The 24,835-nt window shown below is 62.2% G+C and carries 25 protein-coding genes; 9 read left to right on the top strand and 16 right to left on the bottom strand.

Annotated elements, in window-relative coordinates; translation table 11 throughout:
* The first annotated feature begins 7 nt into the window (after positions 1–7).
* From ACP15S_RS17905 to ACP15S_RS17890, 4 genes are all read left to right on the top strand, one after another.
* Complete coding sequence (locus tag ACP15S_RS17905; RefSeq protein ID WP_425041039.1) at positions 8–1,117, top strand: cell envelope biogenesis protein TolA; 1,110 nt, start codon at positions 8–10, stop codon at positions 1,115–1,117.
* A gap of 98 nt (positions 1,118–1,215) precedes the next feature.
* Positions 1,216–2,538, top strand: a complete 1,323-nt coding sequence (gene tolB / locus ACP15S_RS17900) for a Tol-Pal system beta propeller repeat protein TolB (RefSeq protein WP_425041038.1) — start codon at positions 1,216–1,218, stop codon at positions 2,536–2,538.
* 72 nt (positions 2,539–2,610) lie between these two features.
* Positions 2,611–3,138, top strand: a complete 528-nt coding sequence (gene pal / locus ACP15S_RS17895) for a peptidoglycan-associated lipoprotein Pal (RefSeq protein ID WP_425041037.1) — start codon at positions 2,611–2,613, stop codon at positions 3,136–3,138.
* Positions 3,138–3,947: a tetratricopeptide repeat protein gene (locus tag ACP15S_RS17890; RefSeq protein WP_425041036.1), complete on the top strand. Its 810-nt coding sequence runs from the start codon at positions 3,138–3,140 to the stop codon at positions 3,945–3,947. The genes pal and ACP15S_RS17890 overlap by 1 nt, the downstream gene beginning before the upstream one ends.
* 118 nt (positions 3,948–4,065) lie before the next feature.
* Here the strand turns inward: ACP15S_RS17890 and ACP15S_RS17885 are convergent, their stop codons facing one another.
* From ACP15S_RS17885 to pufB, 8 genes are all read right to left on the bottom strand, one after another.
* Positions 4,066–4,824 carry an SDR family oxidoreductase gene (locus ACP15S_RS17885; RefSeq protein WP_425041035.1) on the bottom strand — a complete coding sequence of 253 codons (759 nt, stop codon included), beginning with the start codon at positions 4,822–4,824 and terminating at the stop codon, positions 4,066–4,068.
* 18 nt (positions 4,825–4,842) lie between these two features.
* A complete protein-coding gene (locus ACP15S_RS17880; protein WP_425041034.1) occupies positions 4,843–6,342 on the bottom strand; it encodes a TRAP transporter large permease in 1,500 nt (499 codons plus the stop codon).
* Positions 6,339–6,878, bottom strand: coding sequence for a TRAP transporter small permease (locus ACP15S_RS17875; RefSeq protein ID WP_425041033.1), 540 nt, complete (start codon positions 6,876–6,878; stop codon positions 6,339–6,341). Before ACP15S_RS17875 ends, ACP15S_RS17880 begins: the two co-directional genes overlap by 4 nt.
* A gap of 59 nt (positions 6,879–6,937) precedes the next feature.
* Complete coding sequence (locus tag ACP15S_RS17870; protein ID WP_425041032.1) at positions 6,938–7,969, bottom strand: TRAP transporter substrate-binding protein; 1,032 nt, start codon at positions 7,967–7,969, stop codon at positions 6,938–6,940.
* Between the two features lie 159 nt (positions 7,970–8,128).
* Positions 8,129–8,785: a hypothetical protein gene (locus ACP15S_RS17865; protein WP_425041031.1), complete on the bottom strand. Its 657-nt coding sequence runs from the start codon at positions 8,783–8,785 to the stop codon at positions 8,129–8,131.
* A gap of 110 nt (positions 8,786–8,895) precedes the next feature.
* Positions 8,896–10,278 (bottom strand): PucC family protein, encoded by a 1,383-nt coding sequence (locus ACP15S_RS17860; protein WP_425041030.1) that lies wholly within the window; start codon positions 10,276–10,278, stop codon positions 8,896–8,898.
* A gap of 129 nt (positions 10,279–10,407) precedes the next feature.
* Complete coding sequence (locus ACP15S_RS17855) at positions 10,408–10,743, bottom strand: light-harvesting protein (protein ID WP_425041029.1); 336 nt, start codon at positions 10,741–10,743, stop codon at positions 10,408–10,410.
* A gap of 12 nt (positions 10,744–10,755) precedes the next feature.
* Positions 10,756–10,911, bottom strand: a complete 156-nt coding sequence (pufB, locus tag ACP15S_RS17850; protein ID WP_425041028.1) for a light-harvesting antenna LH1, beta subunit — start codon at positions 10,909–10,911, stop codon at positions 10,756–10,758.
* A gap of 282 nt (positions 10,912–11,193) precedes the next feature.
* Here pufB and ACP15S_RS17845 point away from each other — a divergent pair, with 282 nt between their 5' ends.
* On the top strand, positions 11,194–12,003 hold the full coding sequence (locus tag ACP15S_RS17845) for a division plane positioning ATPase MipZ (protein WP_425041027.1): 810 nt from the start codon (positions 11,194–11,196) through the stop codon (positions 12,001–12,003).
* 153 nt (positions 12,004–12,156) lie between these two features.
* Here ACP15S_RS17845 and ACP15S_RS17840 read toward each other — a convergent pair whose 3' ends face one another.
* From ACP15S_RS17840 to ACP15S_RS17830, 3 genes are all read right to left on the bottom strand, one after another.
* Positions 12,157–13,527: a glutamate--cysteine ligase gene (locus ACP15S_RS17840; protein ID WP_425041026.1), complete on the bottom strand. Its 1,371-nt coding sequence runs from the start codon at positions 13,525–13,527 to the stop codon at positions 12,157–12,159.
* Positions 13,528–13,588: 61 nt separating this feature from the next.
* Positions 13,589–14,086 (bottom strand): hypothetical protein, encoded by a 498-nt coding sequence (locus ACP15S_RS17835; protein ID WP_425041025.1) that lies wholly within the window; start codon positions 14,084–14,086, stop codon positions 13,589–13,591.
* Positions 14,083–14,820: a 16S rRNA (uracil(1498)-N(3))-methyltransferase gene (locus ACP15S_RS17830; RefSeq protein ID WP_425041024.1), complete on the bottom strand. Its 738-nt coding sequence runs from the start codon at positions 14,818–14,820 to the stop codon at positions 14,083–14,085. The genes ACP15S_RS17835 and ACP15S_RS17830 overlap by 4 nt, the downstream gene beginning before the upstream one ends.
* 12 nt (positions 14,821–14,832) lie before the next feature.
* Here ACP15S_RS17830 and ubiA point away from each other — a divergent pair, with 12 nt between their 5' ends.
* From ubiA to ACP15S_RS17815, 3 genes are read left to right on the top strand one after another with little or no spacing between them, the layout of a single operon-like run.
* The gene (ubiA, locus tag ACP15S_RS17825; protein ID WP_425041023.1) at positions 14,833–15,792 is read left to right on the top strand and encodes a 4-hydroxybenzoate octaprenyltransferase; all 960 of its coding nucleotides are present in this window, start codon (positions 14,833–14,835) and stop codon (positions 15,790–15,792) included.
* Between the two features lie 18 nt (positions 15,793–15,810).
* Positions 15,811–17,730, top strand: coding sequence for an OmpA family protein (locus ACP15S_RS17820; RefSeq protein ID WP_425041022.1), 1,920 nt, complete (start codon positions 15,811–15,813; stop codon positions 17,728–17,730).
* Positions 17,731–17,739: 9 nt separating this feature from the next.
* Complete coding sequence (locus ACP15S_RS17815) at positions 17,740–18,066, top strand: hypothetical protein (protein WP_425041021.1); 327 nt, start codon at positions 17,740–17,742, stop codon at positions 18,064–18,066.
* A 3-nt stretch (positions 18,067–18,069) separates the two neighbouring features.
* On the opposite strand, the gene ACP15S_RS17810 is transcribed toward ACP15S_RS17815, so the two are convergent.
* Both ACP15S_RS17810 and katG read right to left on the bottom strand, forming a co-directional pair.
* The gene (locus ACP15S_RS17810) at positions 18,070–18,864 is read right to left on the bottom strand and encodes a phytanoyl-CoA dioxygenase family protein (RefSeq protein WP_425041020.1); all 795 of its coding nucleotides are present in this window, start codon (positions 18,862–18,864) and stop codon (positions 18,070–18,072) included.
* A 139-nt stretch (positions 18,865–19,003) separates the two neighbouring features.
* Positions 19,004–21,220: a catalase/peroxidase HPI gene (katG, locus tag ACP15S_RS17805; protein WP_425041019.1), complete on the bottom strand. Its 2,217-nt coding sequence runs from the start codon at positions 21,218–21,220 to the stop codon at positions 19,004–19,006.
* A gap of 98 nt (positions 21,221–21,318) precedes the next feature.
* Between katG and ACP15S_RS17800 the strand changes: the two genes are divergently transcribed.
* Positions 21,319–22,224 carry a LysR substrate-binding domain-containing protein gene (locus ACP15S_RS17800; protein WP_425041018.1) on the top strand — a complete coding sequence of 302 codons (906 nt, stop codon included), beginning with the start codon at positions 21,319–21,321 and terminating at the stop codon, positions 22,222–22,224.
* Here the strand turns inward: ACP15S_RS17800 and ACP15S_RS17795 are convergent.
* The 3 genes from ACP15S_RS17795 to ACP15S_RS17785 form a co-directional block, all read right to left on the bottom strand.
* Complete coding sequence (locus tag ACP15S_RS17795; protein ID WP_425041017.1) at positions 22,221–22,811, bottom strand: LysE family translocator; 591 nt, start codon at positions 22,809–22,811, stop codon at positions 22,221–22,223. The two genes, ACP15S_RS17800 and ACP15S_RS17795, sit on opposite strands and share 4 nt — an antisense overlap.
* Before the next feature lie 127 nt (positions 22,812–22,938).
* Positions 22,939–23,613 carry an NnrU family protein gene (locus tag ACP15S_RS17790; RefSeq protein ID WP_425041016.1) on the bottom strand — a complete coding sequence of 225 codons (675 nt, stop codon included), beginning with the start codon at positions 23,611–23,613 and terminating at the stop codon, positions 22,939–22,941.
* A complete protein-coding gene (locus ACP15S_RS17785) occupies positions 23,614–24,807 on the bottom strand; it encodes an NnrS family protein (protein ID WP_425041015.1) in 1,194 nt (397 codons plus the stop codon).
* Between the last annotated feature and the right edge of the window lie 28 nt (positions 24,808–24,835).

Raw genomic sequence — 24,835 nt, 5'->3', positions numbered from 1 at the left:
CGGGTCCTTGGCGCATATCGGCCATTATATCTCGGGGGCGGGCCATGTCGGCCTGATCGGCGTGATGCTGTTTGGACCATTGTCCACAGCAGATCCTCTGCCCTTTGAGGTGGCCAATGTCTCCGTCGTCACAAGTGAGGAATTTGCGGCGCTGACGGCCCGGCCCAGCACCGTGACCCCCGCGCCGACGCCGCAACCACCAGCCACGCCAGAGATCGCCGAGACCGATCCTGCCCCCGCGCCCACCCCGGACGACGCGCCCCCCCCTGCCGATGCTCCGCAAGCCCCGCAGGCCGCACCCGCGCCCGAGGCCATTCCCGAACCGCCCGCACCACCTGCGCCGGTCGAGCCGCCGCAAAACGACGTCACAACTCTGGTCACACCGCCCACTCCGGTCGTCCCCGACGCGCCGGATATCTCGGAGCGCCCCCGCTTGCGCCCTGCCGATCGCGTCGCACCTGAACCCGTCGCCCCGCCAGAACCCGACACGGTGATTGACGAGGAAACCCAAGAGGCCATCGCCCCGGACGCCAGTGACGACACGACGGATGTGCAAGAGGCGCAGGAGGCCACAAGCCCCGAAGCCGCGGCGCCTGAGATTGTGACGGAAGCCGAAGAAGGCCCGCCTTCTGCGCCCGCGCAATCCATCCGACCGCAAGCCCGGCCCAACCGCCCGGCGCCCCAGGTGGCTGAGACGCCCCCACCTGAAACGGACAATTCCGATGCCGTGGCAGCCGCGCTGCAAGAAGCCCTTTCAGGCGAAACCGCCGACACCGCGCCCGCGCCCGCCCCGACAGGCCCGCCGCTGACCGCCGGTGAACGCGCAGGGCTTGTTGTGGCCGTGCAGGATTGCTGGGTCGTCGATGTCGGATCGCAAGCGGCGGATGTGATCGTGACTGTTGCCATGGACATGAACCGCGACGGCACCGTCGCAGGCGGTGTGCGCCTGCTCAGCGCCGAGGGCGGCGACACCCGCGCGCAGGAGGTTGCCTTTCAGGCCGCCCGCCGCGCCGTTCTGCGCTGCCAGCGTGGCGGCTACGATCTGCCGCCCGAGAAATACGAGCAATGGAAACAGATCGAAATCACCTTCAATCCAGAGAGCATGCGTGTGCGATGACAAGGACCCCTCCCAGAGCCGAGCACTCGGCAATCCCTTGCCGATCCCCCCGCGCCCTCCATAGACTTTTCCAGGGCAACCGAGACAATGAGGTCCCGATGATACGTGTCGTTTCAACTCTCATGGCCGCCTTCACGGCGCTCTTCATGGCCAGCGCGGCTCTTGCGCAATCCGGGCCGCTGCGGATCGAGATCACGGAAGGTGTGATCGAGCCCCTGCCCTTCGCGGTGCCCGATTTCATCGCCGAAAGCGCGGGCGCGCAGGAATGGGGCGAGCGTCTGGCCCGGGTCGTGTCTGACGATCTGACCGGCACAGGTCTCTTCCGCGAAGTGCCGCCTACGGCCTATATCTCGCGCCCGGCCTCTTTCGCAGCGCCCGTGCAGTTTCCCGATTGGAAAGCGATTAACGCGCAGGCGCTGGTCCTTGGCGCGGTTTCGCTATCGGGCGAGCAGATCACGGTGAAATTCCGGGTCTATGACGTCTTCTCCGGCGCGGAGCTCGGCAAAGGTCTGCAGTTTAACGGCACGACAGACAGCTGGCGGCGCGTGGCGCACAAGATTGCCGATCAGGTCTACAGCCGGATCACCGGCGAGACCGGCTATTTCGACAGTCGCGTCGTTTTTGTCTCGGAGACAGGGCCGAAAGATGATCGCAAGAAGCGCCTCGCCATCATGGATTACGATGGTGCCAATGTGCAGTTTCTGACCGGGTCCGAGGCCATCGTGCTGGCGCCGCGCTTCTCGCCGACGGGCGACCGTGTGCTCTACACCTCCTACGCCACAGGCGCGCCGCGTATTCACGTCCTCGACGTGGGCAATACCCGCGCGCGCATCCTCGAACAGGCCCCGGGCACCCAGAGCTTCAGCCCCCGCTTCTCACCCGATGGCCGCTCGATTGTCTTTTCGCTGGCCCAAGGCGCCAATACCGACATTTTCCGCATGGAGGTCGCCTCGAGCACCATGACCCGGCTGACCAATACGCCCGCGATTGAGACCTCGCCCTCCTTCTCGCCCGATGGACGGCAGATCGTCTTTGAAAGCGACCGTTCGGGCAGCCAGCAGATCTACATCATGTCCGCCAGCGGCGGAGACGCGCAGCGCATCAGCTTTGGCGAGGGCCGCTACGGCTCTCCCGTCTGGTCGCCCCGGGGCGACAAGATCGCCTTCACCAAGCAAAGCAAGGGCCGCTTTCACATAGGCGTGATGCGCGTGAATGGCAGCGAAGAGCGCCTGCTGACCGCCTCCTTCCTCGACGAGAGCCCCACATGGGCCCCCAATGGCCGGGTCATCATGTTCACCCGCGAGACGCAAGGCGCGTCAGGCTCCGCGAGCCTCTATTCGGTTGACGTATCGGGGCGCAATCTCAAGCGCATCCCGACCCCTGGCGGCGGATCAGACCCCAGCTGGGGCCCGCTGCAGTGAGGCTAGGCGGATCGGCCAAGTTGTGTTAATCATCCTTAAAAAAGAGGGCGCAGCCCTACAGGAGCAGAAATCATGAAACTGACGACAAAAGCGGTGTGTCTCCTTTCGGTTTTGGCCATCTCGGCCTGTACCAATGCGGATCGGTTCGACAATGAAGTTGATCTGGGCGCGGGTGGGGGCGCGGATGGATTTGGCAATTCAGACGTCTCGTCCAATCCCCTGGGTGATCCCACAAGCCCGCAATATTTCAGTCAGGCCATCGGGGATCGCGTGCTCTTTGCCGTCGACCAGAGCGTGTTGACCGCCGAGGCGCGCGCGACGCTGGACGGTCAGGCCCAGTGGCTCATGACGAATTCCGACTACACCGCGACCATCGAAGGCCATGCCGACGAGCAGGGCACGCGTGAATACAACATCGGCCTGTCCAACAAACGCGCCGCCGCCGTGCGGGATTATCTGGTCTCAAAAGGCGTCTCGGCTGGACGTCTGACAAGCGTGGGCTATGGCAAGGAGCGCCCGATTGCTGTCTGTTCTGACGAAAGCTGCTACAGCCAGAACCGCCGCTCCGTCACGATCCTCACCGGCGGGCTAACAAGCTGATGAAACGGCTGGCCTTCGCATTTTGCCTGATCGCGGCCCCTGTCCTGGCCCAGAACAGCGAAACACTGGCGGATATCCGGCAGGACCTGACGGTCCTGAATGTGGAGGTGCAGAAACTGCGCCGCGAGCTCTCGACGACGGGCGGCGCAACCGTGCCCAATGCAGGGCCCCTGCTTGATCGCGTGCAGGTGATCGAGAGCGAATTGCAAAGGTTGACGGCCAAGACAGAACAGCTGGAGTTCCGCATCCAGAGCATCGTGCAGGACGGGACCAATCGGATCGGTGATCTCGAGTTTCGCCTCGTTGAGCTCGAAGGCGGCGATGTCAGCCAGCTGGGCGAGACCTCGACGCTGGGCGGGATCGACACGGGCGAGACCACACCGGCGCGTCCCGCGCCCACCCCGAGCGAAACCACAACACAAGTGGCCATCGGCGAAGAGGCTGACTTCCAGGCCGCCTCAGAAGCCCTGGCCGCAGGCGAGGCCCAACGCGCGGCCGATCTCTTCGCCGCGCTCAACGATACCTACCCCGGCAGCCCTTTCGCCGCGGCCGCAGAGATCGGTCGTGGTGATGCGCTGAAGGCACTGGGCGATACCCGCGAAGCCGCCCGGGCCTATCTCGCGGCCTATAATCTCGCTCCCGACGGGGCCTCCGCGCCCGAAGCGCTCTTCAACCTGGGCGACGCTCTGGGCGCTTTGGGCCAGACAGACGCCGCCTGCCAGATCCTGGCACAGCTGAGCGCGAGCTTTCCGAACTCAGATCAGGCCATAGACGCCCCGAACCTGACCGGCACGCTGGGCTGCAACTGATCCGGACAGCCGTCCAAGACTGCCCCATCCCTTCTTTTGTCCTTAAATACCTCGGGGGGAGCAATCGCAGATTGCGGGGGGCAGAGCCCCCAAGGCCAACCCGGAGTTCAACGGCGATCTACCTGGGCGGCAGCCGCACAGCCCCGTCCAGACGCACCACCGTGCCGTTGAAATAGCTGTTCTCGACAATGCTCTGCACCAGCCGCGCGTATTCCTCCGGCGCGCCCAGACGCGCGGGAAACGGGATATTCGCCACAATCCCCTGCGCCACTTCCTCGGGCAGGCCCTGCATCATCGGCGTCTCGAAGAGACCCGGCGCAATTGTCATGACACGAATGCCCTGCCGGGCCATCTCGCGCGCCGCAGGCAGAGCCATCGCGGCCACGCCACCTTTCGAGGCGGCATAAGCCGTCTGCCCCATCTGCCCGTCTTCAAAGGCGATAGACGCCGTGTTGATCACAACGCCGCGCTCCTCTCCCACAGGCTCCGCCGCAGCCATGTGCCGCGCCGCATGGGACATGACTGTGTAGGTCCCGATCAGATTGACCTCGATCACCCGGCGGAAGAGCTCAACGGAGGTCTGACCCTCCCGGTTCACAACCCGCGCCGCATCGGCAATACCGGCAGTATTCACAACCACACGCGGCACGCCCAGTTCTTGGGCAACCTTGTCCATCGCTGCGGCCACACTGGCCTCATCGCGCACATCCACGGTCTCGGCCTGCCCGCCGATCTCTGCGGCCAAAGCGCCTGCAGCATCGCCATTGAAATCAAGCACCGCCACACGCGCGCCCAAAGCCGCCAGATGCCGCGCCGTGGCCGCCCCCAATCCGCTGGCCCCGCCGGAGACCACCGCAACCTGACCCTCAATCTGCATGCGCCCTCTCCTCTTTTCTCAATACCAGGGGATGAACATCAGCGTGATCACCGGAAAGGCCACGAGGATCGCGACCCGAATGAGGTCTGAAGCCACGAAATAGAGCACCGCCTTGTAGGTCTCCGTCATGGGCGTCTTGCGGTCCATCGCATTGATCACAAAGAGGTTCATGCCCACAGGCGGCGTAATCAGCCCGACCTCCACCACGATCAGAACGAGGATGCCAAACCAGATCGCCGTCTGTTCGATGTTGATCCGGTTGAGCGCCCCGTTGGATACCCCGCGCATCCCCAATTCCCGCGTGATCTCGCGCGGCAACGCCTCACCTGCGGCCAAAAGCGCGCGCGCCTGATCGACCGTGGCCTCCGCCATCGCCGCCCCGCTGGCCACCAGATCGTCAAGCTTGGCGCTCTGCAGCTCCACCATGGTCACGAAGTTGAACTCCAGCGCCGAGACAATCGGCCAGAAGATCGGAATCGTCAGCAGGATCATCGACAGGCTGTCCATCAAACAGCCCAGCAGCAGATAGAAGATCAGGATCACGATCAACACAAGCCAGGGCGAGAACCCCTGCCCGCCGACCCAGGCCGCGATCTCTTGCGGCAGCTGCGTGAGCGCCAGAAAGCCGTTGTAAAACGCCGCGCCGAGGATGATGAAAAAGATCATCGCGGAGGCCTTGGCCGTCGTCGTGAAACTCTCGCCGAGGCTCGACCAGGTCAGACCGCCTTTCACAAAGGCAATGAGCCCCGTGCCAAACGCGCCCACAGCCGCGCCTTCGGTGGGGGTGAACCAGCCCGAATAGATCCCGCCCACGACCAGTCCAAAGACCACAAGCACCGGCCAGACCGCGATGAGCGCCGCAAATCGCTCCGCCATCGGCACCGGCGGGCGCGTGCCCGCGGCATCCGGGTTCAGCCGGACATAGATCGAGATCGCAATCACATATCCCAGCGCTGCCAGAAGGCCCGGGATAAACGCGGCCAGAAAGAGCTTGGCGATGTTCTGCTCGGTGAGCAGCGCATAGATCACCAGCACAACCGAAGGCGGGATGAGAATGCCAAGCGTGCCGCCTGCGGCCAGTGTCGCGGTTGAGAACCCGCCCGCATAGCCGTAGCGTTTGAGCTCCGGCAGCGCCACGCGCGACATCGTGGCCGCCGTGGCCAGCGAGGAGCCACAGATCGCCCCGAAGCCTGCACAGGCCCCCACAGAGGCCATGGCCACACCGCCTCGGCGATGCCCGAGCCAGCCCTCAGCGGCCTTGAAAAGCGCGGTCGACATGCCCCCCAGCGTCGCAAAATGCCCCATAAGCAGGAACATCGGCACGATGGAGAGCGAGTAGCTGGAGAAGGTCGTAAACGTCTCCGACTTGAGCCGCGCAAAGGGCACGGTCGCATCGCCCGTGACGAGCACAAGCCCCACGAGACCGGCCAGAAACATCGCCAGCCCAATCGGGACGCGCAGAAAAATCATCAAAAGAAGCGCAGGAAACGACAGCGCTCCGATGGCCAGATCACTCAATGCTGCGCTCCTTGATCAGACGCGGGGATCAGGCTCTGGCCCGTTGTGATCTCAAGGCTGCGCAAAACCGCCATGACACAGGCCACCAGCGCCGCCACGCCTGCGCCCACAAAGCTCAGCGCATAAGCCCACCAGATGGGAAATTGCAGCAGGAAGGTCGTTTGCCCGGAATTCATCTTCGACAGCGTGCCCGCGCCCAGTTGCACGGCGATCAGGACAAGCACCGCGGCAAAGAGGATATCCGAGACCCAGATCAAAGCGCGCTGCAGCCGGGGCCCGAATTTCGACGTGAAAACATCAACCACCGCATGGCCTTGCTCGATCTGACAGAGCGGCAGGAAGCAAAAGATGGCAAAGGCCATGCCCGCTTCCACCAGCTCGAAATCTCCCGTGATCGGGGCCAGCCCGCTGGCGGGAAAGGCTGCGCCCAATTCGCGGCCCAAGATCGACAGACAGACCAGCACGACGAGGCTCGACAACACGACGCCTCCGACAATGGCCATCGTCTGCGCCACGCGGCGCATCGATTCAAACATGACACCCCCGGGAGATTATTGCTCCGGGGGCGCGCGATCCGCGCCCCCGGTTGCGCGTATCAGTTTGTGTAGCCATCCATCAAGGTGCGCGCCTCGTCAATCAGCGCCTGACCATCAATGCCCTTGCTGTCCATGTCGGCGAGCCAGGCCTCCACCACGGGCTGCGCGGCGGCGGCCCATTCGGCGGATGCGGCGGCATCGAGCGTCACGATGTTGTTGCCGGCCTCATCTGCGGCCATGCGCGCGGGCGCGTCCATGTCTGCCATGGTGCCGCCTGCAAAGACGGAGAAGTCGAGGCCGGAATTGGCATCCACCACCGCTTTGAGATCATCAGGCAGGCCGTTGTAGACGCCTTCGTTCATCGCAAGAACGAAGGTCACGGTGTACATCATCGGGCCCGTGAACTCGGTGTGGTTCTCCACCAGCTCCGGCACTTTCAGCGCGGCAGTGACTTCCCATGGGATCACGGTCGCATCGATCACACCTTTGGAGAGTGCTTCCGGCACCGCCGGAACAGGCATGCCGACGGGCGTCGCGCCCAGCGTGTTGAGCAGCGCATTGACCTGACGCGAGGGCCCGCGCACCTTGAGGCCGCTGAAATCGGACGGGGCGATGATCTCCTCAGAAGAGTGAATGACGCCCGGGCCATGCACCCATGTACCGAGGATCTTCACGCCTTTGAAATCTTCCTGCATATGGCTCTCATACATCTGCCAATAGGCCGAGGAGGCCGCGCGCGCGTCTGTCACAAAGAACGGCAGCTCGAACACTTCGGTCCGCGGATAGCGCCCGGGCGTGTAGCCCACAACGGTCCAGACCACATCGGCCACGCCGTCAATCGCCTGATCCATCAGCTCAGGCGGCGTGCCGCCCAGCTGCATGGAGGGGAAGCGGTCAATCTTGATGCGACCCTCGGAGGCTTGTTCGATATTGTCGGCCCAGACATCGAGGATCAGCTTGGGCACATTGGCCTGCGCAGGCAGGAATTGGTGCAGCTTCAGCGTCACCTCCTGCGCCATCGCCGTCGATGCCGCAGCCGCCATTAGAGCAGCGCCCCCCAGGGCGCCCAGAAGGGTTCTACGTGTGGTCATGATCAACTCCCTGACTGTCTCGCACGGCGCAGAGCTATGCCCCCGTCTCCCGCACATCTGGAGAGTACGTTAGGGGGGATCGCGCGGAGACAAAAGGGCTAACTAAACGCGACAGCTCCTGTTTTTGGGCTCTATGTTCAGGTCTGATGTCAGGGCCCGCTACTTGCCCGCGCGCCTTTTGCTGAGCAACGGCAGCCCGAAGAGGCGCGAGAACGCACCCTCCCCCTCCCGCATGACGGACGCGCGCCGATCTGAACGGCGCAGCAGCGGCTGCGGCCAGAACGACCGTGATACGAGGCGCCCGCCCCGGATCACGGAGCTTTTGCGCGGCTTGATGCTGATGAGCGGCATGGGCCAGAAGGCCGCAGACAGGGGCTTTGTCCGCGTCATGACGGAGCGCGTCTGCCGGTGTGGCATGAGCATGCGCCACCCCATGACCTCTGTCACGGGGCGTGCGGGTGCTGCGTCCGGATCCGGCGCTGCCGTCAGAAATCTGGGGTGATCCTTGAGCACGGAGGGCGCATGATCCGGCAGATCGGGCACGCGCGCATCCTCGCCCGCAAGACCGAGGTCGATGGCTTTGCTCTCGGCAAAGATCTCCCGCGCAATCCGGGCCGCGCCGAGAGGCTTATAGGTCGCGCGCACTATGACCGCAGAGGCCCCGCTTTTCATTTTTGCGGCATAGGCCTCGGCCACATCGGAGGCGAGACCGGTTCCGGCAAGCTTCCCCGCGATCTGTTGCCCCGGAAGCTCTGCCCCATGCAGAACGCGCACGACGTAGCCGGGAAACCCGGCCCATCTGAGGCGTTTTGCCATGTCATTTGCCGATTTGGCGTCAGGAAAAAGTCGCGAGATAAGCTGTGCCATGGGACCTCCACCGGGAAATATGCATCTCCGATGTATGTCCTTGCGTCACGACGACAAGGCTAGGCCAGCCTTTTGCTCATGGGGATGGCGATCAGCACCGCAATCGCGAGAAACACGATCTCCATGGAGAATACGATGGTGTAGGGCGTCTGCGGCAAAAGCCCCACGTCTCCGGCCCGCAACACGAGGATATCGCGCACGACCCCCGCCAGCGCCACGCCCAGCCCCGCGCTCGTGGCCTGCACCGCACCCCATGCGCCCAGCGCCAGCCCGACGCGACCTGCGGGCGCATTGCGGATCGTGGCCGTCAGGGTCGCATGGCCAAAGAGACCGGCGCCCAGCCCCGTGGCCAATGTGCCTGCGAGAAAGAGGGGGATATTGCCACTCAGGGACGACAGGATAATGGCGGCAAAGCCGGGAATGCCGATCAGGGCCCCGACCCGGCCCAGCGGGATGGCCGCATGCCCCTTGCCCAGCCGCACGGAGGCAAAGCCAAAGCCCAGCAATGTCCCGCCCGCCAACAGCGCTGTCAGCTTGGTGGTCTGCGAGACGCTGAGGCCCAGGGCCTGCCCGCCAAACGGCTCGAGCAGAACATCGGCCATGCCAAAGCCAAAGGTGCCCAGCGCGATCATGACCATCAGGCCAAGCATGCCGGGCGTGGCGGTAAAGCTGGCCAAGGCGTCTCGAAACCGGACCGGTGTGGCCTGTCGCATCTGCTCTGCGCGCGTTCGGTTGCGCGCCTCCTGCTTCCACATGGCAATGAGATTGAGCACAATCGTGACCACCGCAGAGCCCTGAATGACCTGCACCAGACGCCCCGGCGAATAACTGGAGAGCGCCCATCCATAGATGAGCGCAGCCGCCACCATGCCCAACAGCAACATGACATACATCAGCCCAACGACCTTGGGGTGATCTTCCTCGGGCACCAGATCCGTGGCCAGGGCCAGACCCACGGTCTGCACCATATGCCCACCGGCACCCACCAGCAAAAACGCTAGCGCCGCAGACCAGAGCCCGACCCAGCGGGGCGACCCTTCGGCATACCCCTGTTGTGACAAAACCAGCAGCGCAAAGGGCATGATGGCAAAGCCGCCAAATTGATACATCGTGCCCTTCCAGATGTAGGGCACCCGGCGCAATCCCAGCGCAGAGACGTGGCTGTCAGACATATGGCCAATGAGCGCGCGCAGCGGCGCAAACAAAAGCGGCAGCGCCAACATGCCCGCCACCAGCGTGGCCGGAACCTCAAGCTCGACAATCATCACACGGTTGAGCGTGCCCACAAGCAGGACAAGCGCCATACCGACGGTGATCTGAAAGAGTGACAAACGCAACAAACGCGACAGAGGAACATCCTCGGTCGCGACATCTGCGAAGGGCAGATACTTTGGCGCGAGCCCCGCAAGCTTGCGGAGGGCAAAGGTGCGATAGTCAAACATGTGACCTTGAGCGTCTCCTGAGCATCAGGGATAGCCCGGGCCGTTCACCTACCCGGAGGCATTGGAACGACCGCGGGTTGTCCGGAGAGAACGGGATCGGACAGATGCCCGATCCCAGTGGTAGGCAGGTTACTTGAGAACTGCCGAGGCCATCACGTCGTCGGATTGCAGCACAGCACGTACCGCGGTTCCGTCATCCATGATGAGCGTCACTTCCTTGGCACCATCGGTACCAGGCATGACATAGGCCGCTTTGGCAGTCTCAGCCCCTTCAGGCGTCAACATCGTTGCCGAAGCTTGTGCATCACCCGAGCCGAGTTCTTGCCCCGAAAGGAAATCACTCACCCATGAGGTGTTGCTGAGCACGGCGACGTGAACGGCAAATGAACCCACAGCGACGGCACCCAAGAATACGGGAACCCCTACTGAAGGCGAAACGACGAGCCACATTTTTGCGTTATTCATGTCTGTCCCTCCTTAGCCGAGCCACGGCGTGGAAAATGCGACAAGAAGATGCGCAAGCAATGCGATCGCACCAAAGACGCGCGTGCCATCAATCAGATAGCTGTGCACCTCTTCAGCTTCACGAAGAGTAAGGCCAGTGGGCCATACTTTATCTGGATCATCGGACATACCGATCTCCTCCGTTTTGGTTACACGGAGCGTACTTGGCAGCCCAAAAACGATTGCGCGGCCTTGCACGCCAATGAACGGTTGCGCCGTAAACACGACTCTCCCGACGCCTCTAGAATGTCAGATATTAATTACACGTCAACTGTAATATAAATTTGACACTCTGCGCCCGAGGCCTAATTGTTCCGGCCTCGCCCTGTTTTCGCATTTTTGCGAGCGCCCCCTTGCCCGTCTGGCCAGACCTGCTCATAAGCTAGGGAAACGAGGCAAAGGGCAGGGTCGATGGCGCATATCATTGTCGTAGGCAACGAAAAGGGCGGTGCCGGGAAATCAACCGTGTCCATGCATGTCGCCACAGCGCTGGCCCGTATGGGGCGCAGTGTGAGCACGCTGGATCTCGATCTGCGCCAGAAGACGCTGGGGCGCTACATCAGCAATCGCCAAGCACATCTCAAGGAAAAGGGGCTGGAGCTGCCCTCGCCCTCCTATATCGAGCTGCCCGAGATCGATGAAGCGGCGCTGCAACCGGGCGAGAATGCCTATGATCACCGTCTCTCAGCCGCCGTTGCACAGATGGAAGGTGACAGTGATTTCATCCTGATTGATTGCCCCGGATCGCATACGCGTTTGAGCCAGGTCGCGCATTCGCTGGCCGATACCCTGATCACGCCTTTGAATGACAGTTTCGTGGATTTCGACCTTCTGGCCAATATCGGTTCAGATGGCGAGACGATCAAAGGCCCGTCGATCTATTCCGAGATGGTCTGGTCGGCGCGCCAGTTGCGCGCCCAGGCCGGGCTGAAGCCCATTGACTGGGTTGTCCTGCGCAACCGTCTGGGCGCGCAGAACATGGTCAACAAAGCCAAGATGGAGAAGGCCGTCTCACGTCTGGCCAAGCGCATCGGCTTTCGCGTGGCGCCGGGCTTTAATGAGCGGGTCATTTTCCGCGAGCTTTTCCCGCGCGGGCTGACGCTGCTCGACCTCAAGGATGTGGGCGTGAAAAGCCTCAACATCTCCAATGTCGCGGCGCGGCAGGAATTGCGCGAGCTGATCCGTTCGCTGAACCTGCCGGGAATCACGGTCGACTTTTGACATTTGCGTTTTGACGGGGCGCTGACCGCATCTGGTGAAGATCATCTCACCAGAACGGACGGTCTTCCCGGCGCGCGCGAGGGCTTTTGTGCGATTTGAGGGGCATTTCGCACAAATACCCCCCCTGCCCGGCCAAAGAGCGCACGCCGTGAGCTAGTACGAATAGGCCGCGTAAATCCGCGTCAAGTCGCCCTGCCATTCGCCGTCATAGTCTGCGAGCAATTCATCGGCAGGCACATGACCCGTCTCGATGCTCTCCTTCAGCGCGTTGAGAAAATGCGTCTCATCCGGCACCAAACCGCCCGCACCGGGCCGCGCACGTGCCTTGAGACCACTCTCGGCAATGGAGACACATTCGCGCGCCAGGTCATGCATGCTGATGCCGCCCACCTTGGCCTGAAGGCCATCGGTCGCCGCAGCAATCCGCAGCTCTTCGCGGGTCTCGATGTCCCAATCCTTGCACAGATCCCAGGCCGCATCGAGCGCGCCCTGATCGTAGCAGAGACCCACCCAGAAGGCCGGCAGAGCGCAGAGCCTGCGCCAAGGGCCACCGTCGGCGCCGCGCATCTCGATGAACTTCTTGACCCGCGCCTCGGGGAAGATCGTCGTGAGGTGATCGGCCCAATCACTGAGCGTCGGTTTCTCGCCGGGCAAGGCGGGCAATTCGCCTTTCAGGAAATCGCGGAACGATTGGCCCAGAGCATCATGATACACCCCGTCGCGGTAGACAAAATACATCGGCACATCGAGCGCATAGTCCGCCCAGGCCTCAAACCCGAACCCCTCGTCAAAGACGAAGGGCACGATGCCCGTCCGGTCCGCATCAAGGTCCCGCCAAATCCGGGACCGCCAGCTTTTCTGACCGTTCTTCTTGCCCTCAAAGAAGGGCGAATTGGCGAAAAGTGCCGTCGCTACGGGCTGTAACCCTATGGCCACGCGCATTTTTTGCACCATGTCAGCCTCGGACGAAAAGTCGAGATTGACCTGAACGGTACAGGTGCGCCGCATCATGTCGCGCCCCATGCTGCCCACTTTTTGCATGTAGGCATCCATGAGCTTGTAGCGCCCCTTGGGCATGAGCGGCATCTCGTCATGGCTCCAGATCGGTGCGGCGCCCAGACCGATGAAACCCACGCCGATCTCGTCGGCAATGTCTTTCACTTCGCGCAGGTGCTGGTTGACCTCGTCACAAGTCTCGTGGATCGTCTCCAGCGGTGCGCCCGAGAGCTCCAGCGCGCCGCCGGGCTCCAGCGAGACATTTGCCCCGTCCTTGGTCAGCCCGATAATGTGGCCTTGCTCTTCCACAGGCGCCCAGCCATGGCGATCCCGTAGCGCTTCCAGCACCGCCTTGATGGAGCGCTCGCCATCATAGGGCAAGGGCTTAAGGCTATCCTGACAATAGCCGAACTTTTCGTGCTCCGTGCCGATGCGCCAATCGTCTTTGGGCTTGCACCCATCTTCGAGATAGCCCGCCAGATCTGCTTGTCGCTCAATCGGCCCGCCGCCCTGCTGAGGAATGGACATGAGACACGCGCTCCCTGATGTCGTCTTTCAGGCTCACGCATGGCCCTGAATGCAGGCGGTGTCAATGAGACCGGCGCCAAACCGCGTGGCGGCCATCCCTATGCGACAGCGCCGCCATCAGGCGCGCTGTGCTCAAGCCCGGCAGGGATTGGAACGCATCAAACAGCGTATCGGCGCCCTGCGCTGTGACGGGAATGTGAAGTGCCGGAGCCTCCGCCCCACGCAACTCCCAATGCGCCGGATGCCCCGTCGCGTCGAGATCGAGGCTCTTGAGTTCCGTCAGATCGACCATCCCGCCGGTGAGCGGCCCGAAGTAGCTGACTTGCCCTTCTACGATCTGGACAACCCCCGGACCGCCCCTTGCACCGCGGAACCGCCCGCGTGGGACACCAGCCCACAACAACGCCACCCCTGCCAGCAGGACAGGGAACCCGACCCAGTAGAGCAGCCCATAGCCGCGCAAGATCCAGTAGAGCCCCAGAAGCACGACAAAAACGCCCGCCAAGGTCTCGCGCCAGCGCCACAGGGCCGCGCGGGCCTCATCGCGCACAAAACTCATGTCCAATCTCCCAATGCGCTTTGCCAAAGCGCCAGCGCCGCAACCGCCGCCGTCTCCGCCCGCAAAATGCGCGGCCCGAGCGAGGTGGCATGGGCAAAGGGCAAGGCCGCCAATTGCGCGCGCTCACGCTCCGAGAACCCACCCTCAGGCCCGATCAGTATGGCCCAGGGGCCCGGGGCATCAGATCCCGCAATGGCGCGCAGATTGCCCACAGGATCGCCGCGCGCCGCCTCGTCACAAAAAAGCAGGCGCCGCCCCTCGGGCCAGTCTGACAGGACGGAAGACAAACGTGTCAAATCAGAGACCTCCGGCAGATAGGTGATGCCGCATTGCTCTGCCGCTTCAATCACGCGCGCGCGCATCTTGTCGCTCCGTATGCGCTCGGAATTTGTAAACTCTGTGGACACCGGGCACAGGCGCGCCGCGCCCATCTCCACAGACTTTTCCACAATGAAATCCGTCTGCGTTTTCTTGACCGGCGCGAAAAGCATCCAGAGGTCTTGCGGCTTCCCCTGCGTCACCTGTTGGCTCTCACACAGCAAAACGCCGCCACGTTTGTTCGCTTCGACAACCGTCGCGCGCCATTCCCCATCCCGGCCATTGAAGATATCCACAGGGGCACCTGTGGTTAACCGCATGACGGCAAAAAGATAATGTGCCGCATCGCGATGCAGAGACAGGGTTTGCCCCTGCCTCAAGTCTTGGTCTAAATAGAGCCGTGGGATCTGAGCCATGGAGACAGCCATATGACAGCACAGGGCCAAGCGCCAGAGGGTCAGGTGGCTGATGCCGTGCGTGGCAATTGGGTCGATACCATCGCGCCGGAATGGTCGCGCCCCTACCTGCGCCTGTCGCGGGCGGACCGCCCCATCGGGACATGGCTTCTGCTTTTGCCCTGCTGGTGGGGGCTGCTGCTGGCCATTGTGCATGATGGGCAGGCCCGTCTTTTTGACGTCTGGATTTTTGCAGGCTGTGCCATCGGCGCATTTTTGATGCGCGGCGCGGGTTGCACCTGGAATGACATCACGGACCGCGAGTTTGACGGCTCCGTCGCCCGGACAGCCTCGCGCCCGATCCCCTCGGGGCAGGTGAGCGTCAAGGGGGCGGTGATCTGGATGTGTCTGCAGGCTCTTGTCGCGTTTTGCATCCTGCTGACGTTCAACTGGGTCGCGATTGCCCTTGGGGTGCTGTCGCTCCTGCCTGTTGCCATCTATCCCTTTGCAAAACGGTTTACATGGTGGCCACAAGTCTTTTTGGGCGTGGCCTTCAACTGGGGCGCATTGCTAGTTTGGACAGCGCATACAGGATCACTGCACCCGGCGGCATTCGTGCTCTACCTCGCGGGCATTGCATGGACGCTTTTTTATGACACGATCTACGCCCATCAGGACACCGAGGACGACGCGCTGATCGGGATCAAATCTACCGCACGGCTGTTTGGCGAAAATTCGCCCCGTTGGCTTCGCCGCTTTTTGTTCATCGCCGTGTCGCTCATGGGCCTCGCCGTTATTCTGGCCGTGCCCAGTGGCGAGATATTTGCGCTTGTGCTGGCCCTTGGCGGGCCCTGGGCTCTGGGGTGGCACCTGACATGGCAGCTGGCGCGATTTGACGCCGAAGATAATGATCGCCTCTTGATGCTGTTTCGATCTAATCGTAACGCAGGGTTCCTACCGGTACTCTTCTTTGCCGTAGCCATGTTCGCTTGATGTGAGGACACAAACGTTTTGACCCGTCTCACCCTGTCGGAGCCAACAAAATCTAAGAAAAGCAGCGGGCTGTCCGGCTTTGCGCTGCCTGCAGGCATCTTCGGGCTTGCTGCCATCACGGCTGTCATTGCCGCAAACCTGTCGGTCTCCGTGATCGAGAGCGCATCTGAAACGGCGGTGAAGGAAGAATTGCAGCTCTCGGATCTGGGATGGGCGGATGTCGACGCCGCTGGGCTCAACGTATTTCTGATCGGCACCGCGCCCAATGAAGCGGCGCGGTTTCGTGCGCTGACGTCGGCAGGCAAGGTCGTTGATGCGGCCCGCGTGATTGATCAGATGGATGTGGTTGAATCCAAGAGCCTCGCCCCGCCGCGCTTTTCCATCGAGATCCTGAGAAACGACGCAGGCATTTCCTTGATTGGTCTGATCCCCGAGAGCACAGACCGCGACACGATGCTGGAGACGATGACCCGCGTTGCCGGGGATGAAAGCGTTTCGGATTTGATGGAAACCGCGCGCCACCCCATGCCCGAGGGCTGGGAAGATGCGATTGATTTCGCGATGGACGCGCTGCGGATCTTGCCGCGATCCAAGATTTCCGTCGCAGCCGACGAAGTCGCCGTGACGGCCATGACCGACAGCCGCGATGAAAAGGCCCGTGTTGAAACAGAGCTCAGCCGCTCCCGGCCAGATGATCTGAAAATCACGCTGGATATCTCGGCCCCGCGCCCGGTGATCACGCCCTTCACCCTGCGCTTTATCAAGACCGAAGAGGCCACGCGCTTTGATGCCTGCTCCGCCGATAGCGAAGCGGCCCGCGAACGTATCATCGCAGCAGCGCGCGCCGCAGGTGTTGAAGGACAGACGTCTTGCACCATTGGTCTTGGCGTCCCGACCACTCGTTGGGCGGATGCGGCCGAACTTGCGATCAAGGCGGTTGACGATCTGGGTGGCGGAACGGTCACCATCGCCGATGCCTCGATTGCACTCATCGCACTGGAAGGCACGCCGCAGGCACAGTTCGATCAGGTCGTCGGAGTGCTTGAGAACAACCTGCCCGGCGTCTTTGATCTCTCGGTGGAGCTTCCTGCATCGCCCGAGAGCACAGCGGAGGGCCCGCCGGAGTTTCTGGCCACACTGAGCCCTGAGGGGGCCGTGGCCTTGCAGGGTCGTGTCTCCAGTCAGGCCGCCCGCATCACAGCCGACAGCTATGCCAAAGCGGCCTTCGGCTCCAACGTCGTCCGCATGAGCGCGCGAGTCGTCGATGATTTGCCGAGAACATGGCCCGTGCGCGTGCTGGCCGGGATCGAAGCACTCTCGCAGCTGGGCGCGGGATCGGTTGTCGTGACACCCGATACTGTCACCGTGCGCGGCAAAACAGGCAATGCCAACGCGCAAGACATCATCGCGCGCTTGCTGGTCGACAAACTGGGCGAGGATGCGCGCTTCAGCGTCGATGTGTCCTATGACGAAGCGCTGGACCCGGACGCCGCTCTGCCCACGCCGCAGGAATGCAAGGCGCGCATCGTCCGCGTCGTTGGAGATCGCAAGATCCGGTTTGAGCCCGGCTCGGACGCGCTGGACAGTACGGGACGCCAAATCATGGATGATATTGCCGAGGTTCTGCAAGGATGTGGCGAGATATCTCTTGAGATTCAAGGCCATACAGACAGCCAGGGCCGTGAGGTCATGAACCAGCAATTGAGCCAGAGCCGCGCCGAGACAGTTCTGCGCGAACTGCGCAACCGGCGCGTTTTGACCTCGACCTTCTCCGCTGTAGGCTACGGCGAGGCAAACCCCATCGACACAAACGATACCGAAGAAGGGCGCGAAGCCAACCGCCGCATCGAGTTTGTCTTGATCGAACCTGGCAATGACACGGAAGAGGCCCTTGCAAACCAAGAGCAAACAGAGTCAGAAGACGCGCAATCGGAATAGGGACAGGTTATGAGCCGCTCTGAATTCATCATCGCGACGGCCATCATCCTCTTCGTGGCGTTTGTCATGGGGTGGTTCGCGCATTGGCTCATGCACCGGTTCAGCCGCGTGTCCAAATCTGACGTGGGCGAATTGGAGCGCATGGCGCAAGAGCTCCACGAGGCCGAAGAAACACGCGATCAGGCCATCACCTACCTGCAACAGCGCGAAGCGGAGTTGACGAACCAACTCACCCAAACAGAGGCCGAGCTGTCCGCCGCCATGGAAGGTCTGCGGGATGCGCGGCGTGAAGCAGAAGAGATGCGCGCCTATGTCGACCGCATTCAACCGAGCTAAAACCTAGCGGGCACCCTGCGTGTCCACATGCAGCTTATTGAGCACCTCCCAGCATTGGGTGGCCTCCGCGCCGAAACTCTCCGTTGCTGCGACATCCGCTTTGAAATGCCCGTAGCGATCCTCTCCGCGCACCAGCAATGCCGTGTCGTGGTCATGTTTCGTCTGGCGCACGTGTGGCGCGATGAATTGGGCGTTGAAGCCGATGCGCCGATCCGTGCTTTCGTTAGGCATAGAGGCGTGCAAGGTCCACCCATGATGAAAAGAGGCCTGACCCGGTTCAAGCGGACACAAGACAGCCGCCTCTTCATCGACACCTTTGACGGTTTGCGACTGGAGCAGGACGTTGTCTTCGTCCTCGCTCGTTTCATGGGCCCAGACGCCGCGTGTGTGGCTGCCGGGGATCATGCGCATGCAGCCGCTTTGAGCATTGGCAGGTGACAGCGCAAGCCACAGCGACACTTGCGCATCATCGCTCAGCCCCCAAAAGGTGAGGTCCTGATGCCAGCTGACAAAACTGGGTGTGTTGGGCTCTTTGATGATGAATTCGGAATCATAGAGCAGGATGTCCGGGCCGATGAGCGCTTCGACCGTATCGAGAATATTTGGATGCGTGACGAGATCCCACACCCAGGGCAGAACGGTATGCATTTTGGCTTTATAGTGCATGGGGCCGCGCGCCGCTTCGATGGCTTCCAGTTCGGCGCGGTACTGAGCGGCCTCCTGCGGCGCGATGATCGGCACCTCAGAGAGGTATCCCTGACGGTTGTAGGTCTCTGCGAAGCGCGCTGTATCCAGCATGTCACTGCCCCCTTCGATGGCCCAAAGAGCGTCGCAAATCCTGCGCGTTGGGCTTCTCAGTTTGCGACCGAAGCCATGTCGCAAACAAAATGCCCCGGAGTGACCCCCGGGGCATTCAAATGTCAGAATGACTGGTGCGTCAGGTCAGATCGAAGCGGTCCAGTTCCATAACCTTGGTCCATGCCGCGACAAAGCTCTCCACAAAGGCGCTCTCGGCATCAGCCTGTGCATAGCGCTCGGCCAAGGCACGCAGCTGGGAGTTGGAACCGAACACAAGATCAACACGTGTGCCCGTCCACTTGACCTCACCGCTCGCCCGATCCCGGCCCTCGAACTCCGAAGCACTGTCATCCATCGGGGTCCACGCCACAGACATATCGAGCAGGTTTGTGAAGAAGTCCTGCGTCAACTGGCCCGGACGATCCGTGAAGACGCCATGCTTGGAGCCGCCATGGTTCGCGCCGATCACCCGCAGACCACCTACGAGGACAGTCATCTCCGGTGCGGAGAGGGTCATGAGTTGCGCTTTATCGACCAGCAGTTCCTCTGCGGAGACTGTGAAGTCACGCTGCAGGTAGTTACGGAAACCATCAGCGACAGGCTCCAGCACGTCGAAGCTCTCCGCATCGGTCTGCTCAGCTGTGGCATCCATGCGACCGGGGCGGAAGGGCACCGTCACATCATGGCTCGCAGCTTTCGCGCCATGTTCCACACCAACGCCACCGGCGAGCACGATCAGATCCGCCAGCGAGACTTTCTTGCCGCCAGACGCGCTGCCATTGAAGTCGGACTGGATGCCCTCGAGCACGCCCAGAACCTTGGCGAGCTGATCGGGCTGGTTGACCTCCCAGCCGCTCTGTGGCGCCAGCCGGATGCGCGCACCATTGGCCCCGCCCCGTTTGTCCGAGCCACGGAACGTCGCCGCAGAGGCCCAGGCCGTCTGCACCATCTCGGAGACAGACAGGCCGGACCCTGCGATCTTGTCCTTGAGCGCGGCCACATCGGCATCGTCGATCAGCGGGTGATCCACTGCCGGGATCGGATCCTGCCAGATCAGGTCTTCTGCCGGCACGTCCTTGCCTTTGTAGAGCACCTTGGGGCCCATATCGCGGTGGCACAGTTTGAACCATGCACGCGCGAACGCATCGGCGAATTCCTCGGGGTTCTCATGGAAGCGACGCGAGATTTTCTCATAGGCCGGGTCCATACGCATCGCCATGTCCGCCGTGGTCATCATCAGTGTGACCTTCTCGCCCGATCCATCGACCTGCGGTGCGTGATCTTCCTCCGCAAGATCCTTGGGCTGCCACTGATGGGCACCGGCGGGCGACTTTGTCAGCTCCCACTCATAACCGAAGAGCACATCGAAATAACCGTTGTCCCATTGCGTCGGGTTCGGCGTCCACGGGCCTTCGATGCCGGATGTGATGGCGTCGACACCCTTGCCTGATTTGTGCGTCGAGAGCCAGCCAAGGCCCTGCGCCTCGAGCGCGCCGCCCTCGGGCTCAACACCCACATGAGCCGCATCACCCGCACCATGGGCCTTTCCGAAAGTGTGACCACCGGCGACGAGCGCGACGGTTTCCTCATCATTCATCGCCATCCGGCCGAAAGTATCGCGGATGTCATAGGCCGATTTCAGCGGATCGGGATTGCCATCAGGGCCTTCGGGGTTGACGTAGATGAGACCCATCTGAACCGCCGCCAGCGGGTTTTCCAGATCACGATCACCGGAATAGCGGCTGTTCTCACCACCCGAGGCTTCGAGCCATTCGGTCTCACGGCCCCAATAGGTGTCTTCCTCCGGCTCCCAGACATCTGCGCGGCCGCCGCCAAATCCGAAGACCGGGCCGCCCATGCTCTCAATCGCGACATTGCCCGTCAGGATGAAGAGATCCGCCCAGGAAATCTTGTCACCATACTTCTGCTTGATCGGCCAGAGTAGGCGGCGTGCCTTGTCGAGGTTGCCGTTGTCAGGCCAGGAGTTGAGCGGCGCAAAACGCTGCTGCCCTGTGCCTGCGCCGCCGCGGCCGTCGCCGGTCCGATAGGTGCCTGCCGCGTGCCATGCCATGCGGATAAAGAAACCGCCGTAATGGCCGTAATCCGCCGGCCACCACTCCTGGCTGTCTGTCATCAACGCATGCAGGTCTTGCTTCAGCGCATCCAGATCCAGCTCTTCGAAGGCTTTGGAATAGCTGAAATCGACGCCCATGGGCGAGGATTTGGTCCCGTTCTGGTGCAGGATGCGCAGGTTGAGCTGGTTGGGCCACCATGAGCTGTTGTTGCGTACCTTGTTGGTCGTGTGCAGGGCTGCCCCATGCATCACCGGGCATTTGCCGATATCGCTTCCGTCCATGTCGCTCTCCGCTGTTGGGTTGATGTCTGGCGCGACCCTAAGCGAGTCGCGCCATACGAAAAAGTTGTATTTTCCGATTGCCGTGATAACTTTTTACTATGAACTCGCTGACGCTCAAGCAACTCAGATATTTCGAAGCGCTGGCTCGCCAAGGCCATTTTGGCCGCGCGGCGGATATCTGTTCGGTGTCGCAGCCTGCCCTGTCAGTCCAGATCAAGGATCTGGAAGCCACGCTGGGCGCCGCGCTCTTCGAACGTGGCCCCCGCCACGTCAGCCTAACACGGTTTGGCGAGGATTTCGCCAAGCGCGTCAGGCATATTTTGCAGGCTGTGGATGAGCTCGGCGATCTCGCACGGGCGGCGCAAGGCCCGCTCTCCGGCAAGCTTCGGTTGGGTGTTATTCCGACAATTGCCCCCTATCTGCTGCCCCGCGTGCTCAAACGCCTCTCGGACAGTCATCAAGGCCTTGATGTCTTGGTCCGCGAAACGATCACACCGCGCTTGATCTCGGAATTGCAGGCCGGGCGGTTGGATGCCGCGATCGTGGCGCTGCCAATATCTGAACCGACCCTCGTGGAAACACCGTTGGGTCGTGAAGACTTCGTTCTCGTGCGCCCCGCATCCCACAGCGATCCAACCGCGCCCACACCTGCCCTCCTTGCGCGCGAACGCTTGCTCTTGCTGGAGGAAGGCCATTGCTTTCGCGATCAGGCCCTCTCCTTCTGCGGGTTGCCGGGGGATGCGCGGGGAGATGCACGCAGCGACGCCATGGATGGGTCCTCCCTTGCCACACTGGTTCAGATGGTGAGCGCCGGGCTGGGGGTCACATTGATCCCGGATATGGCGATCCCCGTGGAGACCCGTCGCGCGGATGTTCAGGTTGCGCGATTTGCAAGCCCCGCGCCTTCGCGCGAGATTGGTCTCGTCTGGCGGCGAACATCGCCGCTGGAAGCACAATTGTCAGGCGTGGCCGATATCTTGCGATCCGAACTTGCCGCCGACTAACCCGCCGTCAGCACGGCCAGCGCGACAACCGCCATCATCGACAGCGCCATGCCGATATTGATCGCCCGTTGTGTGCCCGGGCGCAGATCCAGCCGGTGCAGACTGACGCCAGCCCAAAGCCACAGGAAGTGGATGGGCAGCCAGATTGCGTTGACCACCAGAAACTTCAGCGCAACCTCCGCCCAATAGGCATCCGCGAAAATAGGAAAGCCGGTAAAGAGCGCTGTATTGACGGCATAGGCCTTGGGATTGATCGCCTGCAGCGCAACACCATCCCCAATCCCGGGCGCGCGGGCTTTCTCGACAAATGCAATTCGCGCCCCGGCCAGCGCAATGCGGAACGCGAGATAGGTCAGATAGGCGAAAGACAGGACAAAAAGTACCGTCCTGACGCGCGCATCCGCGAGAATGAGCGCCGCAAGCCCGGTCACAACAGCCAAGGCCACAAGGTTGGTCCCGATGAAAAGCCCGCCAATGTAGCGCGCACCCGGCCGAAACCCGAAGCCGGACCCGACCCCGGCCACCGAGAGCACCCCCGGCCCCGGCGTGACCATCAGAAAGAAGACGGCGAGCGCAAAGGTCAGCATGCAGGTAAACCGTCATACCGCGCCGCAAGGGCGCTGGATCTTCTGTTCAAGGGTTGTTCTCCTCACCTGGTGCAAACTGCACCGGGCGACAGGAGCGTCAAGGGCGTGATCTGTCAAGCACAGGGGTCTACCAGGGCAACGGGTTGACCCCGAGGACCACCGGATGCAGCGCGATGAGAGCCAGCCAAAGCAGAACGCCCGCAACGAGACGTTTGAGCGTTGCACAGGCAAGGACAGCGTCCACAACAGGCGTTGCCTGCAAAGCAACGACCAGCCTCTCCCAGTCCTGCCCCATATCGCGGCGCTTGCGGCGGTCGATAATGCGCCCGCCCATGAGTGCGAAGGCGGCAAAGGTGCCAAACAGAATAACCGACGCGAGATCACCATTGGGCACGAGATGCGCCAGCGCCCAGATTGCAAGGGCCAACAACAATGGATGACGGGTCAGCCGGACCAAGCCGGGCCGTGCCGGATCAAAGCGCTCCTGCCGAGACCCGCCAAAAGACAATGGGTTTGGACGGCCCAGCGTCAAACACAGGATCACGCAAACGCCCAGCATGGCGATCAGCGGCACATAGGGTTGCCACGGCGCCCAGTCCCACAGAGGCACAAAGGGCGCTTGTCGCGTGGCCAAGATAAGCCAGGCAAGAATGGCCAGCGACATGGCTGAGTAAAGCGCCGTAAAGCCCCTATGCCCCAAACGCGCCACGAGCCACGGCTTGACAGGTGGGCGCACCGGGACCGAATGGCTCACGAAAAACGCGATGAAGGCAAGGACGAAGCTCCCCCAACCCATGCTCATCTACTCACGCGCCCGCAAGATCATCGGCCCGTAGAGCAGGACAAATCCGCCGAAGGTCCCGATCCAGCACAGGGCCGACAGGCTCAACAACAAGGGCGCGGCACCGTCCCAGAGCCCTGCGGCAAAGCGCAGACCCACTGACGCGATGAGCATCACGTAGAGCGCCAAGGTCCCTCGACCTACGACCAGCGCGCGCCCTGAATGTCCGAGCGTCGCACGTGTCATGACAGCCAGCGTCATCAACCCGATTGCGCCCGCCAGCCAGACGTGCAGCGCAGGCGCGGATCCCAGCAACTCGGGCCAAACGATGGAGATGGCTTCCAGCAACGCGCCCAGTGGCACGAACGCATAAGCTGCATGCAACACCCAAACGAGAGGCGCAGACAATGTCGCAAGCCCGCACCAGCGCGACAGGCGAAAGAGGTGAAGCCCGGCGACGCAAAAGAGCATGAAGGCCGTGCCCGCCCCGGTGGGCCATACAACCCAGAGGACCAGCGCCGCCATCAAGGCCAGCAACGCCACCTTGTCAAAGCGCTGCATCGGCGGGACGGGCAATTTTTCGGCATTCTGCTTGGCCAGCCAATTGCGCGTGAATGACGGAATGATGCGCCCGCCGATCACCGCAATCATCATCAAGGCCGCCGCCGTGCCGAGCCGTAGCCCATAGCCTTGCGCGGCATAAAACCCCCGCGCCCCTTCCAGATGGAAAATCGCATTCGCGAGGATGAACACTGCCAGCAACCCCACAATGATGAGATTGCGCCAGTTCCGCCCCGCGATGATCTCGCGCAGCATCGCCGCGGCGAAGAGAACCGGAAACGCCAGATCCACAGCCGCCACAAGCCCGGGAGGGAGGTCTTGCGAAAACAGCAAGGCGACACGCCCCACAAACCAAAGCGCAAACAACCCCGCCAACGCCCAACCGACGATAGGCATGCGGCCCGTCCAATTTGGCACGGCCGTCATCATGAAGCCAGCAATCACCGCGCCAAGATACCCAAAAAGAAAGGCATGCGCATGCCAGGACGCCGGATCAAACCCCGATGGCAACGCCAGCGCGCCCGTCAGCGCCGCCAACCATAAACACATCGCCAGCGCGGCCCAAAGAGCGCCGCCCAGAAAAAACGGGCGGAAGCCGTAAGAGAAAAGAGCAGGCCCCGTCCAGGCGCGCATTTGCTCAGATGTGGTGGACATGGCAAGCCTCGTGCAAGTCTCGAAAAAA

Source organism: Primorskyibacter sp. S187A (assembly GCF_049800955.1).
Lineage (GTDB): Bacteria > Pseudomonadota > Alphaproteobacteria > Rhodobacterales > Rhodobacteraceae > JAKVBH01.
This window is presented reverse-complemented; position numbering and strand designations above follow the sequence as displayed.

Excerpts from the sequence above, each read along its gene's own strand:
- pal (WP_425041037.1), top strand. The coding sequence starts at position 2,611 with ATGAAACTGACGACAAAAGCGGTGTGTCTCCTTTCGGTTTTGGCCATC.
- katG (WP_425041019.1), bottom strand. The coding sequence starts at position 21,220 with ATGGACGGAAGCGATATCGGCAAATGCCCGGTGATGCATGGGGCAGCC.
- ACP15S_RS17795 (WP_425041017.1), bottom strand. The coding sequence starts at position 22,811 with ATGCTGACCTTTGCGCTCGCCGTCTTCTTTCTGATGGTCACGCCGGGG.
- ACP15S_RS17800 (WP_425041018.1), top strand. The coding sequence starts at position 21,319 with ATGAACTCGCTGACGCTCAAGCAACTCAGATATTTCGAAGCGCTGGCT.
- ACP15S_RS17830 (WP_425041024.1), bottom strand. The coding sequence starts at position 14,820 with ATGGCTCAGATCCCACGGCTCTATTTAGACCAAGACTTGAGGCAGGGG.
- tolB (WP_425041038.1), top strand. The coding sequence starts at position 1,216 with ATGATACGTGTCGTTTCAACTCTCATGGCCGCCTTCACGGCGCTCTTC.
- ACP15S_RS17785 (WP_425041015.1), bottom strand. The coding sequence starts at position 24,807 with ATGTCCACCACATCTGAGCAAATGCGCGCCTGGACGGGGCCTGCTCTT.
- ACP15S_RS17855 (WP_425041029.1), bottom strand. The coding sequence starts at position 10,743 with ATGAATAACGCAAAAATGTGGCTCGTCGTTTCGCCTTCAGTAGGGGTT.
- ACP15S_RS17875 (WP_425041033.1), bottom strand. The coding sequence starts at position 6,878 with ATGTTTGAATCGATGCGCCGCGTGGCGCAGACGATGGCCATTGTCGGA.
- ubiA (WP_425041023.1), top strand. The coding sequence starts at position 14,833 with ATGACAGCACAGGGCCAAGCGCCAGAGGGTCAGGTGGCTGATGCCGTG.
- ACP15S_RS17890 (WP_425041036.1), top strand. The coding sequence starts at position 3,138 with ATGAAACGGCTGGCCTTCGCATTTTGCCTGATCGCGGCCCCTGTCCTG.
- ACP15S_RS17815 (WP_425041021.1), top strand. The coding sequence starts at position 17,740 with ATGAGCCGCTCTGAATTCATCATCGCGACGGCCATCATCCTCTTCGTG.
- ACP15S_RS17840 (WP_425041026.1), bottom strand. The coding sequence starts at position 13,527 with ATGTCCATTCCTCAGCAGGGCGGCGGGCCGATTGAGCGACAAGCAGAT.
- ACP15S_RS17835 (WP_425041025.1), bottom strand. The coding sequence starts at position 14,086 with ATGAGTTTTGTGCGCGATGAGGCCCGCGCGGCCCTGTGGCGCTGGCGC.
- ACP15S_RS17790 (WP_425041016.1), bottom strand. The coding sequence starts at position 23,613 with ATGAGCATGGGTTGGGGGAGCTTCGTCCTTGCCTTCATCGCGTTTTTC.
- ACP15S_RS17870 (WP_425041032.1), bottom strand. The coding sequence starts at position 7,969 with ATGACCACACGTAGAACCCTTCTGGGCGCCCTGGGGGGCGCTGCTCTA.
- ACP15S_RS17845 (WP_425041027.1), top strand. The coding sequence starts at position 11,194 with ATGGCGCATATCATTGTCGTAGGCAACGAAAAGGGCGGTGCCGGGAAA.
- ACP15S_RS17860 (WP_425041030.1), bottom strand. The coding sequence starts at position 10,278 with ATGTTTGACTATCGCACCTTTGCCCTCCGCAAGCTTGCGGGGCTCGCG.
- ACP15S_RS17865 (WP_425041031.1), bottom strand. The coding sequence starts at position 8,785 with ATGGCAAAACGCCTCAGATGGGCCGGGTTTCCCGGCTACGTCGTGCGC.
- pufB (WP_425041028.1), bottom strand. The coding sequence starts at position 10,911 with ATGTCCGATGATCCAGATAAAGTATGGCCCACTGGCCTTACTCTTCGT.
- ACP15S_RS17885 (WP_425041035.1), bottom strand. The coding sequence starts at position 4,824 with ATGCAGATTGAGGGTCAGGTTGCGGTGGTCTCCGGCGGGGCCAGCGGA.
- ACP15S_RS17810 (WP_425041020.1), bottom strand. The coding sequence starts at position 18,864 with ATGCTGGATACAGCGCGCTTCGCAGAGACCTACAACCGTCAGGGATAC.